We start from the raw sequence: 11,762 nt of genomic DNA on the forward strand, positions 1-11,762 counted from the left end.
CCCGCCAGCTGGTCCGACGCTCGTCACGTCGTCCGAGTGCGCCCCTGTTCGAGGTGACGGGCGGTCGCCTCGTCGGCCGGGTAGAAGGCCTCGATACGAAGTTCGTCGACCGTCACGTCGAGCGCCGACTCGACGGCGGACGAGATGCTGAAGAAGCTCAGGTCGCCGAGTTGCGTTGAGAGGATGAGAGGGACCACGACATCGCCTGCTCCGGGCGCTCCGGGCGCGCCGGGCGCTTCGGCCGGGTACGCGTTCACTTCGTCGGCGAGCGAGCGGAGGCGCGGGTCGCCCGTGCGCTGGGCTCGAGCTGTGACCTGGCCGATCAGGTGTGTGCGCCATTGGCCGAGGTTGCGGATACGGGGAGCGAGTCCTTCGGGGTGCAGCGAGAGCCGCACGGCATTGACCGGGGGATCGAGCAGGTCGCCGGAACACCCCTCGAGCAGAATGTCGGTGGCCGCGTTGCGATCGACGATGTCCCACCACCGGTCGAGCAGGAGGGCAGGGTGTGGATGGTGCGCGTCGAGGATCCGACCGAGCGCCGCGCTCACCGCGAGGAGTTCGGGTGCGTCGAGGGCGCGTTCAGGATGCTGCGGGGCGAAGCCCGCGGAGAGCAGCAGGTGATTCCGTTCCCGTAGCGGCACGTCGAGGTGGTTCGCAAGCCGCTGGATCATCTCGCGGGTGGGGTTGGATCTCCCCGTCTCGACGAAGCTGAGGTGCCGCGTGGAGACCTCTGCCAGCGACGCCAGGTCGAGCTGGCTGAGTCGACGCCGTTCCCGCCACCCGCGAAGCAGGCTTCCGATGTCGGCGGCATGCATGGCAGTCATGTCTCCCGACTCTAGCGACGCTCATGCATCACGCCCATGACCTCCGAGGTAATCGACGTGCCACCGTGCGAACGCGGACGATGGGCTCGACGCCGCGGCACGAAGTCGCGGAACGCACCGGAAGGACGTCTGATGAACACTGTTCGTGAACGCTATCTCGCCACCTGGAACGCTCCAGATGATGCCATCCGCTCGCAATTGCTCCGCGAGCACTGGTCGGAATCCGCTGCGTACATCGACCCCCTCACCGAAGCCGCCGGCCTCGAAGCGATCGGGGCCACGATCGCGGCCGTGCGCGAACAATTCCCCGGGTTCGTGTTCTCGGTCGTCGGCGAAGCCGACGCACATCACCGGCAAGTCCGATTCCAGTGGGGTCTCGGGGCTGCCGATGCTGAGCCTGTGGTCATCGGATTCGACGTCGTCACGATCGACGATGCCGGACGCATCGAGCACGTGCTCGGCTTCCTCGACCGGGTCCCGGGATAGGGAGCGCCGCGGTCGAGCCGATCGATGTCGGAATCGTGCAGATGTTCTCGCGTGCCGGGGTTCGCGGTCCGAGTCGATCGGTCGCATGGCACCCCGCCTAGGCTTGGGGGATGCCCCGTCGAATCCGGTCTCGTGCGCTGGGGTTCTGGCGCGACCCGGCCGAGGTGTTCCGGACTCGATACGCCGATGCCGAGTACGTCGTCTGGCTCGACGGAGGCGACGCCGCGAACGGCATGAGCGTGCTCGGACGGGCGCACCCGAGGAGCGAGTTCGTCACCGCGGTCCTCGCGGCGAACGAAGATGCAAGGCCCGGCACGGGCCGGGTCGAAGCGGTGCGTCCCGTCGCGGATGCCCCGACCGCGACGGTGCGCGAGGGCTCGATGTTCGAGCTGCTCGCCGAGGCGCTCGCGCTGCCCGTGGTCGCCCTCGCACCAGCGGAGCGGGCCGCGGGCCCGCTCGGCTGGTTCGGCTGGTTCGGCTACGAACTCGGCGCGGCGGCCGACCGCGTGCCGGTCGCGAACGCCGAGACGCCCGACGCGGCGTTCCTGTTCCTCGACCGGGTGCTCGTCTTCGACCACGCCGCACGCGAACTGCGGCTGGTCTGGCTCGACTCCGACGACGGCGAGGCGTGGGCCGACGATGAGGCGCAGACGCTGGGCGGTCGTGTCGATGGCGACGGTGACCCGGCGACCACGAGCCATCCGCACCGCCCGACCGCAGCGCCCACCCGAGCCCCCGTCGCACGCTGGCGTCACGATGCCGCGCGCTACGCCGAACTCATCGAGGAGTGCCAGGCGGCGATCGTGCGCGGCGACGCCTACCAGCTCTGCCTCACGAACCGGGTCGATGTCGACGTGCACCCCGACCCGGCCGAGACCTATCTCGCGCTCCGCACGTCGAGCCCGAGTCACCACGGCGGTTACCTGCGGTTCGGCGAGTTCGCGCTGCTCAGCGCCTCGCCCGAGCAGTTCCTGCTCGTCGAACCGTCGGGGCGGGTGTCGACCAAGCCGATGAAGGGAACGCGCCCGCGCGATGCCGATCCGTTCCGTGACGCGGCCCTCCGGGCCGAGCTCCTCGCGAGCCACAAGGAGCGCGCCGAGAACCTCATGATCGTCGACCTCATGCGCAACGACCTCGGCCGCGTCGCCGAGCTCGGCAGCGTCGGCGTCGACGGACTCCTCGAGGTCGAGGAGTACGCGCACGTGCACCAACTCGTCTCGACCGTGCACGCCCGGATCGCGCCGCCGCTCTCCGTGCTCGACGTCGTGCGCGCCGCCTTCCCGGCCGGCTCGATGACGGGGGCTCCGAAGCACAGCGCGATGGCGATCCTGCACGGGCTCGAGCAGGGGCCGCGAGGGGTCTACTCGGGCGCGTTCGGCTACCTCGGCGTCGACGGCGGCGCCGATCTCGCCATGGTGATCCGATCGATCGTGCTCACCCCGTCGGGTGCGAGCATCGGCACGGGCGGCGGCATCACGGCGCTCTCGGTGGCGTCGGAGGAGATCGAGGAGACCCGCGTGAAGGCCCGTGCCCTCCTCGCGGTGCTCGACGCGGCATCCACCCCCGCCGAGTGACTAGGCTGGATACCCGAGTGCGCCGTGCTCCGGCGCGCCCTGCAGACCCCGCGGCGGAGCCCGCCGAGCGACACACGATTGAGAGTCACGTGGCACACGATCACGACCCTGCACACGCCGAACCCGGCGCGTACGACTTCGCCGCGATCCAGGCGAAGTGGCTTCCCGTGTGGGACGAGCTCCAGCCGTTCCGCGCCGGGGCGTCGGGCGACACGCGGCCCCGCAAGTACGTCCTCGACATGTTCCCGTACCCCTCGGGCGACCTGCACATGGGCCACGCCGAGGCGTTCGGCTTCGGCGACATCGCGGCGCGCTACTGGCGCCATCAGGGCTTCGACGTCCTGCACCCGATCGGCTGGGACTCGTTCGGCCTGCCCGCCGAGAACGCGGCGATCAAGCGCGGCGCAGACCCCCGCGAGTGGACCTACGCGAACATCGCGCAGCAGAAGGCCTCATTCCGCCAGTACGCGCCGAGCTTCGACTGGTCTCGCGAGCTGCACACCTCCGACCCCGAGTACTACAAGTGGAACCAGTGGCTGTTCCTGAAGCTCTACGAGAAGGGCATCGCCTATCGCAAGGCGGGTCAGGTCAACTGGTGCCCCAACGACCAGACCGTGCTCGCGAACGAGCAGGTCGTCGACGGGCATTGCGAGCGCTGCGGTGCCGTCGTGACGAAGAAGGCGCTGACGCAGTGGTACTTCCGCGTCACCGACTACGCCGACCGGCTGCTCGACGACCTCAACCAGCTCGAGGGCACGTGGCCCTCGAAGGTCGTCTCGATGCAGCGCAACTGGATCGGCCGCTCGGCCGGCGCCGACGTCGAGTTCGAGATCGAAGGCCGTGAGGGCCGGGTGCCGGTGTTCACGACCCGCCCCGACACGCTCTACGGCGCGACCTTCATGGTCGTCGCGGTCGACTCCGACCTCGCGGCCGAACTCGCGGGCGGCGCCTCCGCCGAGGTGCGCATGCACTTCCAGGACTACCTCGACTCGGTGCGCGCCGAGACCGACATCGAGCGTCTCGCGACCGACCGCCCGAAGACGGGCGTCTTCCTCGAGCGCTATGCCATCAACCCGCTGAACGGCGAGCGGCTGCCGATCTGGGCGAGCGACTACGTGCTGGCCGACTACGGTCACGGTGCGATCATGGCCGTGCCCGCGCACGACCAGCGCGACCTCGACTTCGCGCGGGCCTTCAATCTGCCGGTGCGTGTCGTCGTCGACACGAACGCGCCCGTCACGGGGGTCATCCCGGTCATCCCGGTCGACGAGAACGGTGTGCCGTACCTGCCCGAAGACGTGCCGGCGCTCGATCCGGCCGGCACTGGCGTCGCCCTGACCGGCGAGGGCCGGCTCATCAACTCGGGCCCGCTCGACGGACTCTCGAAGTCGAACGCGATCCGTCGCGCGATCGAGATCCTCGACGAGCGCGGCACCGGCCACGCCGCGAAGAACTACCGACTGCGCGACTGGCTGATCTCGCGGCAGCGATTCTGGGGCACGCCGATCCCGATCATCCACTGCGCCGACTGCGGCGAGGTTCCGGTGCCCGAGAGCGAGCTGCCGGTGCGCCTGCCCGATGCGGCCGGTCTCGACCTCACCCCGAAGGGCACGAGCCCGCTCGGCGGCGCCGGGGCCTGGGTGAACGTCGCCTGCCCGAACTGCGGCGGCGCGGCCAAGCGCGACTCCGACACGATGGACACCTTCGTCGACAGCTCGTGGTACTACCTGCGGTACCTGAACGCGAACGACGACAGCCAGGCGTTCGATCCGTCCGAGGCTGAGAAGTGGGCGCCCGTCGACCAGTACGTCGGTGGCGTCGAGCACGCGATCCTGCACCTGCTCTACTCGCGCTTCATCACGAAGGTGCTGTTCGACCTCGGCTACCTCGGCTTCACCGAGCCGTTCACCTCGCTGCTGAACCAGGGCATGGTGCTCATGGACGGCTCGAAGATGTCGAAGTCGAAGGGCAACCTCGTCGAGTTCGCCTCCGAGCTCGCCGCGCACGGCACCGACGCGCTCCGCGTGACGCTCGCCTTCGCAGGCCCGCCTGAAGACGACATCGACTGGGCCGACCTGTCGCCCGTCGGCTCGGCGAAGTTCCTCGCGCGCGCCTGGCGCATCGCCGGCGAAGTGGCCTCCTCGCCCGACGTCGACTGGTCGACCGGTGACCGGGCGCTCCGACGCATCACCCACCGACTGCTCGCGGATGCCCCGGGGCTCGCCGAGGCGTACAAGTTCAACGTCATCGTGGCGCGCCTCATGGAGCTGGTGAATGCGACCCGCAAGGCGATCGACTCGGGGCCGGGGGCATCCGATGCGGCCGTGCGCGAAGCGGCCGAGGTGACGGCGATGCTGCTCGACCTGTTCGCACCGTACACCGCCGAAGACATGTGGCAGCGTCTGGGTTACGAGCCGACGATCGCGCTCGTGCCGTGGCGCAAAGCCGACCCCGCGCTCCTCATCGAGGAGCAGGTGACGGCGGTCGTGCAGGTCGACGGCAAAGTGCGTGACCGCCTTCAGGTCTCGCCGAAGATCTCGGGCGACGAGCTCGAGCAGCTCGCACGCGCCTCCGAGGCGGTCACGCGTTCGGTCGGCGACCGAGAGATCGTGAACGTGATCGTGCGTGCGCCTCGTCTCGTGAACATCGCGACGCGCGGCTGAGCCGTGCGGTCGGGGTGACCTCTCCTCGACAGTCGAGTCGACACCGGGATGTTCCGATCCCTCCCGCCTCGGAGGGTTCGCCCCAGCCCGAGCGCTCATAGATTGCGGGGATGACGCCCTCCGACCCGTCTGATCCGCTCGCTGCGCTCGACCCTTCGGCACGGCGGGCGTCCGCGCGCGTGCGATTGGGTGTCGGTGCGGCCATCGCGCTGTTCATCGCCGCGGTCGCCGTCGCCGCGATGCTGTCCTTCGCGAGCTCGGGTGGGGGAGCGCAGCCCAGCGTGTCGTTCTCGGGTTCCTCCGGTGACGGTGGAGCCGGTGGCTCGGGGTCGGGCTCGGGCTCGGGCTCGGCGGTCGATGCGGGCGCATCATCGCCGGCGGTGCTCGTCCACGTGCTCGGTGCCGTCGCCGAACCCGGGCTCGTCGAGCTCGGCGAGGGCGCCAGGGTGGTCGACGCGATCGCCGCCGCCGGCGGGCTGACGGCCGAGGCCGATCCCGCCGGCGTGAACCTCGCGCGCACGGTCGCCGACGGCGAGCAACTCGTCGTGCCCGTCGTCGGAGCGGCGCCGGCCGCAGGTACCGGCCCGGCCGGGAACGCCCCTTCCGACGGCAAGGTGCATCTCAACACGGCCGACGTGGCCGAACTCGATACCCTGCCGCGCATCGGCCCGGCGCTCGCGCAGCGCATCATCGATTGGCGCGAGGCCAACGGGCCGTTCACGAGCACCGAGCAATTGCTCGATGTCGCGGGCATCGGCGACGCCGTGTACTCGGGCCTCGCCGAGCTGGTGGCTCCCTGAATGCGTGACGCGAGGCTGGTCGCGCCCGCAGTCGCCGCCTGGGCGGCGGCGTGGGTGGCGGTGGCCGCACCCGACGCCGGCATTTCGCCGTGGACCGTCGCCGCGGGGCTCTGGGGACTCGCGGTGATTCTGCTGCTCACCGCGCTGCTCGCGCACGGGCACCGGCGCGGCAACCTGCATCGGCGGGCAGCACTCCTCCGCTCCGTGGCCGCCACTGCCTCGATCGCCGCCGCCTCGGCGGCGCTCGTCGCGAGTTCGGCCGGGTTCGCCTCGGCCGCCAGGAATGCCTCGCCGATCGCGCCGGCCGCAGAGACCCGATCGACCGTCGAGGTGGTCGTCGAGCTCACATCGGTGCCGCGCGCGATGGTCTCGGTGTCGCCGGCGTGGTCGGCGACGCCCGCAACGGAGGACGACGGCGCCGGCGCGACGACCGGCCCGGTGCGCTCGTCGATGCGGATCGAGGGGCGGCTCGTGCGCGTCGACGGAGCTGCGGTCGCACCCGTGCCGGTCAGCGGGGCCGTCGAGGCGGTGCCTGCGTCACTTCAGCTCGGCGCGCTGCTCGCGTTCACGGCTCGCGCGTCGCCCGAACCCTCGGTCGAGGCCTCCGCCTACCGACTCAGTGCACTGTCCGACGTCGAGATCACCGCGCCTCCCGCCTGGCTCGCCTGGAGCGCCGGCCTGCGTACCGGCTTCGCCGACGCAGCCACGCGACTCGGCGGCGACGGCGGCGCCCTCGTGCCCGGGCTCGCGATCGGCGACACGAGCGCGGTCGGCGAACCGCTCGACGCGGCCATGAAGGCGAGTTCGCTCAGCCACCTCACCGCGGTGTCGGGGGCGAACTGCGCGATCGTCACGGCCGCCGCCTTCGCCCTGGCCGCGGCGCTGGGGCTTCGCCGGAGCATCCGCGTGATCATCGCACTGCTGGCGCTGGGTGCGTTCGTCGTGCTGGTCACGCCCGAGTCGAGCGTCGTGCGGGCAGCGGTGATGGCCGTCGTCGTGCTGATCGCGGTCGCGGCGGGGCGGCCAGGCGGCGGACTCGCCGCGCTCGCGCTGGCGGTCGTCGTGCTGCTCGTCGTCGACCCCTGGTACGCGCGCGACTACGGCTTCGCGCTCTCGGTGTGCGCGACCGCGGGCCTCCTCGTGCTCGCCGGGCCGCTCTCACGGGCGCTCGCACGTGTGATGCCCGTGCCGCTCGCCGTGGTGCTCGGCGTGCCGCTCGCCGCGCAGCTCGCGTGCCAGCCCGTGCTCGTGCTGCTCGACCCGGCGATCGCGGTCTACGGGGTGCCCGCGAACCTGCTCGCTGCTCCGGCCGCGCCGATCGGCACCGTCGTGGGCCTGATCGGCTGCCTGCTGCTGCCCGTGCTGCCGTCTCTCGGGTACGCGGCGGTGCAGTTCGCGTGGCTGCCGGCGCAGTGGATCGCGGTCGTCGCGCACACGGCGGCGGCACTGCCGGCCGGACGGCTGCCCTGGCTTCCGGATGCCCCGGGCGCGCTGCTGCTCGCCGTGTGCACCGTGCTCGTGCTGCGCCTCGTGCTCGGCCGGCCGCTCGCACGCCGCGCGCGGGCCGTCGTGGCCGGCGCGCTCATCGTCGCCGTCGCGATTCAGCTGGGCGTCGTGGTCGGCGGGCCCGCGATCACCCGGGTGCAGCGGCCCCGCGACTGGGTGGTCGCCGCCTGCGACGTCGGCCAGGGTGACGCGGTGCTCCTCCGCCCGGGCGAGGCGACAGCGCTCATCGACACGGGGCCCGACCCGGCCGCGCTGACCCGATGCCTCGAACTGCTCGGCGTCGACCGCATCGACCTGCTGGTGCTCACCCACTGGGACGCCGACCACGTCGGCGGAGTCGCCGCGGTCGAGGGCATCGTGTCGACCGTGCTGCACGGACCGCTCGACGGCGAACGCTCGTCGCGGGCGCTCGACCCGCTCGTCACGGAGGGAGCCGAGGCGATCGCGGTGACCGCCGGTTCGCACGGCACACTCGGGCGCTCGCAATGGCGCGCGCTCTGGCCGATGTCCGACACCCCGCCCGGCAACGACGGGAGCGTCGTGCTCGAGGTCCTGGCGCCGAGCTACCACGGGGTGTTCCTCGGCGACCTGGGCGAGGACGCGCAGCGGCGGATGCTCACCGACTCGGGTCTCGGGCCGGTCGATCTCGTGAAGGTGGCGCACCACGGTTCGGCCGACCAGCGCGAGGCGCTGTACGAACGGCTCGGTGCGTCGGTCGGGCTCATCGGCGTCGGTGCCGACAACGGCTACGGGCATCCGACCGGCCGGTTGCTCGAACTGCTCGAACGCACCCGTACGATGCCGCTGCGCACCGACCTCTCGGGTACGATCGCCCTCTCACCGGCTGAGCGGGGGATGCGCGTCTGGAGCGAACGCGGGGGCGGCGACGGAGCGGCCGACGCGCCGATCGGCCGATGATTCACGAATCATGTCACGCCGTTGCCGGCGTCGGCCGGTAGCGCATGGCGACCGCCCCGGAACGGAACTCATGGCGATCCACGAGCTCGAGCCGGATGCGCTCGCGGAGCCCCGCGAGCAGCGTGGGCCCGTGCCCGGCGAGCACCGGCTGCACGAGGAACTCGTACTCGTCGATCAGTCCCAGATCCGCCAACGCCAGAGGGAGCGTCACGCCACCGACCCACAGGCCCTCGCCCGACTCCTGCTTGAGCCGTTGAACCTCTCGCCCCACGTCGCCTCGCACCAGCTCGGCATTCCAATCGGCCCCGCTCAGCGTGCTCGACACGACGTACTTCTTCGCCCGGTCGATGGTCTCGGCGAACGGGATCTCCCACTCACGCATCCAGTCGGGCCAGGTGCCCGAGGCCGGCCTGCGCCACGCAGATTCCATCATCTCGTAGGTCACCCGGCCGAACAGCAGGGCATCGGCTCGCTCCAGTTCGGCGCTCCAGAAGTGCATCGACTCCTCGTCGGGGGGCAGCCCTGCCTCGTGATGGCAGCATCCGTCGAGTGTGACGTTGATCGAGTAGCGAAGTGGCCTCATCCCGTTGCTCTCTCCCTCGAGACGCGCAGTGCGAATTCTCCGGACCGAACTCAGACTACTGTCGGCGCCGTTTCGGCCACCGCGCCTCGGCGTCGGCGGCCGACCCTAGACTTGACGACGGAACAGGGAGGCACTGGTGGCAGCACGCGGAGCAGGCGCTTCAGCGCGAACGAAGGTCGCGATTCCGCAGCTGGCGTGGCACGCCGTGCGGCCGGCGCCGATCGTGCTCGTCTCGGGCGCCGAAGACGTGCTCGCCGAGCGTGCGATCGGCATGCTGCGCGACTTCCTCCGCTCCGAAGACCCGGCGCTCGAGGTCAGCGATCTCGAGGCCGACGGCTACCGCCGGGGTGAACTCCTCACGCTCGCGAGCCCCTCGCTGTTCGGCGAACCACGGCTCATCCGGGTGAGCGGCGTCGAGAAGTCGAGCGACGACTTCCTGCTCGACGCGCTCGAGTACCTCGAGCAACCCGCCGACGCCACGACGCTCGTGCTGCGGCACCGCAGCGGCGTGCGCGGCAAGAAGCTCCTCGACGCGATCCGAGCAGGCGGCGGTGGGGGCATCGAGATCGTCTGCGCCGAGCTGAAGAAAGATGCCGAGAAGCAGGACTTCGTCGTCGCCGAGTTCCGCGCGGCGGGGCGCAAGATCGCACCGGGCGCGCTGCGTGCCCTGGTCGGGGCGTTCAGCGACGACCTGCGCGAGCTCGCCGCCGCGAGCCGCCAGCTGCTGTCCGATGCGCCCGGCGACATCACCGAAGCGGTCGTCGCCCGGTACTACGGCGGCCGGGTCGAGACGAACTCCTTCGCGGTGGCCGACGCGGCCATCGCTGGCCGTCACGGCGACGCGCTCATCGCGTTGCGGCACGCACTCGACAGCGGTGCCGATCCGGTGCCGATGGTCGCGGCGTTCGCGATGAAGCTCAGAACGATGGCGAAGGTCTCGGGCTCGCGCGGCAGCGGCGGCCAGCTCGCCTCCTCGCTCGGCATGGCCCCCTGGCAGATCGACCGCGCCCGCCGCGACCTCGTCGGCTGGACCGATGCGGGCCTCGGCGTCGCCATCGAGACGCTCGCCCAGACCGACGCAGCGGTCAAGGGCGCCGAGCGCGACCCCGTCTTCGCCCTCGAGCGACTCGTCGGCGTCGTCGCCGCCCGCGGCCGCCGCTGAGCAGCGGCTGCGCCGCGCGGCTCCGACCGAGAACGACGAAGGCCCCGCCGGAGCGGGGCCTTCAGTCGTACTGCCGTGCGACGCGACTCAGAGCGCGGCAGCCTGCTTCGCGATCGCCGACTTGCGGTTCGCGGCCTGGTTCTTGTGGATGACGCCCTTCGACACGGCCTTGTCGAGCTTGCGGCCGGCGACGCGGACGGCAGCGGTGGCCTTCTCCTTGTCGCCCGAGGCGATGGCCTCGCGAGCGGCGCGGACGACGGTCTTGACCTCGCTCTTCACGGCCTTGTTGCGTTCTTCGGCCTTGCGGTTGGTCTTGATGCGCTTGATCTGCGACTTGATGTTTGCCACGTGTGGTTCGTCTTTCGTTCTCGTGTGGGTACAGGATGTGCCGTCACGAGGTAGAGGGGCTCGTGCCCGGCGATCGTGCGGGGTGGGACCCACACGGCAAGCCAACAGGCAACGATACCAGCTACGCGCGAGCGGCACCAATGCGACGAACGTCGGGTCGGCGGCGCACGGCGGCACGACGGTCGAGTTCGGCCACCGCGCCGAGCACGACCGCGGTGAAATCGACGGGACGGGTGAGGCTGACGAGGTGCGTCGCCCCGGGCACGATCACGAGACGCGAGTCCCGCGCCGCGCGCAGGAGCGTACGTTCCTGGAAGCGGAAGTGGTCGTACCGTCCGTTGACGAACCAGACCGGCACACGAGCCCTCGCGAGTGCCGCCCTGGGATCGAGACGGCCGACCGCGGCCAGCGCCGGGCCCATCACGTCGAGCGCGACCCCACCGGCGACGACGTCGCGCGCCGACTCCCGGCTGAGGAAGAGCGCGGCCATGGCGTCGTTGAGTCCTCGGCCTCCGTCCGGCAGGCGGGCGATCGACGCGGCGATCGATTGGTAGGCGGCGAGGGCCGAGCCGCGGGGGATCGTTCCGCAGGCCGCGGCGACGAGTCCGTCGAGGCGGTCGGGATGCCGCGCCGCGAACTCGATCGCGAGATAGCCGCCGAGACTCAGCCCGACGAGCAGCCGCGGCACGTCGGCGATGGCCCGGGACGGGTTCAGCGCCGCATCGATGATCGACATGGCCTCGTCGATCGAGAACTCGTCGCCGAGGCGCGAGCCGTGCCCGGGCAGGTCGATCGCCACCGCGTCGACGTCGTGCGCCGCGAACGCCTCGAGCTGACGCCGCCACATCGTCGCCGAGGTGCGGATGCCGTGGACGAGCACGATGCGCGCGCGAGGCAT

10 protein-coding genes are annotated in these 11,762 nt (G+C 71.2%); 6 read left to right on the forward strand and 4 right to left on the reverse strand.

What is annotated here, in order from left to right; genetic code table 11:
* Positions 1-23: 23 nt before the first annotated feature.
* Entirely contained in the window at positions 24-824 is an 801-nt protein-coding gene (locus tag H516_RS0113005) for a helix-turn-helix domain-containing protein (protein ID WP_022890150.1), read from the reverse strand.
* A gap of 132 nt (positions 825-956) precedes the next feature.
* Here H516_RS0113005 and H516_RS0113010 point away from each other — a divergent pair, with 132 nt between their 5' ends.
* The 5 genes from H516_RS0113010 to H516_RS20050 all read left to right on the forward strand — a co-directional run bounded on the left by H516_RS0113010 (position 957) and on the right by H516_RS20050 (position 8,771).
* A complete protein-coding gene (locus tag H516_RS0113010) occupies positions 957-1,310 on the forward strand; it encodes a nuclear transport factor 2 family protein (protein ID WP_022890151.1) in 354 nt (117 codons plus the stop codon).
* 110 nt (positions 1,311-1,420) lie between these two features.
* Positions 1,421-2,884, forward strand: coding sequence for an aminodeoxychorismate synthase component I (gene pabB / locus H516_RS0113015; protein WP_022890152.1), 1,464 nt, complete (start codon positions 1,421-1,423; stop codon positions 2,882-2,884).
* 89 nt (positions 2,885-2,973) lie between these two features.
* A complete protein-coding gene (gene leuS, locus H516_RS0113020; protein ID WP_022890153.1) occupies positions 2,974-5,547 on the forward strand; it encodes a leucine--tRNA ligase in 2,574 nt (857 codons plus the stop codon).
* Between the two features lie 110 nt (positions 5,548-5,657).
* Positions 5,658-6,347: a ComEA family DNA-binding protein gene (locus tag H516_RS0113025; RefSeq protein ID WP_022890154.1), complete on the forward strand. Its 690-nt coding sequence runs from the start codon at positions 5,658-5,660 to the stop codon at positions 6,345-6,347.
* Positions 6,348-8,771: a ComEC/Rec2 family competence protein gene (locus H516_RS20050; protein WP_022890155.1), complete on the forward strand. Its 2,424-nt coding sequence runs from the start codon at positions 6,348-6,350 to the stop codon at positions 8,769-8,771.
* 13 nt (positions 8,772-8,784) lie between these two features.
* Here the strand turns inward: H516_RS20050 and H516_RS0113035 are convergent, their stop codons facing one another.
* Positions 8,785-9,354, reverse strand: a complete 570-nt coding sequence (locus H516_RS0113035; RefSeq protein ID WP_022890156.1) for a dihydrofolate reductase family protein — start codon at positions 9,352-9,354, stop codon at positions 8,785-8,787.
* A gap of 133 nt (positions 9,355-9,487) precedes the next feature.
* On the opposite strand from H516_RS0113035, the gene holA reads away from it, so the two are divergent.
* A complete protein-coding gene (gene holA, locus H516_RS0113040; RefSeq protein WP_026378752.1) occupies positions 9,488-10,516 on the forward strand; it encodes a DNA polymerase III subunit delta in 1,029 nt (342 codons plus the stop codon).
* Between the two features lie 87 nt (positions 10,517-10,603).
* Here the strand turns inward: holA and rpsT are convergent, their stop codons facing one another.
* Positions 10,604-10,864 carry a 30S ribosomal protein S20 gene (gene rpsT / locus H516_RS0113045; protein WP_022890158.1) on the reverse strand — a complete coding sequence of 87 codons (261 nt, stop codon included), beginning with the start codon at positions 10,862-10,864 and terminating at the stop codon, positions 10,604-10,606.
* Between the two features lie 121 nt (positions 10,865-10,985).
* Positions 10,986-11,762, reverse strand: a complete 777-nt coding sequence (locus H516_RS0113050; protein WP_022890159.1) for an alpha/beta fold hydrolase — start codon at positions 11,760-11,762, stop codon at positions 10,986-10,988.

Source organism: Agromyces italicus DSM 16388, assembly GCF_000421545.1.
In the GTDB taxonomy this organism is placed as follows: domain Bacteria; phylum Actinomycetota; class Actinomycetes; order Actinomycetales; family Microbacteriaceae; genus Agromyces; species Agromyces italicus.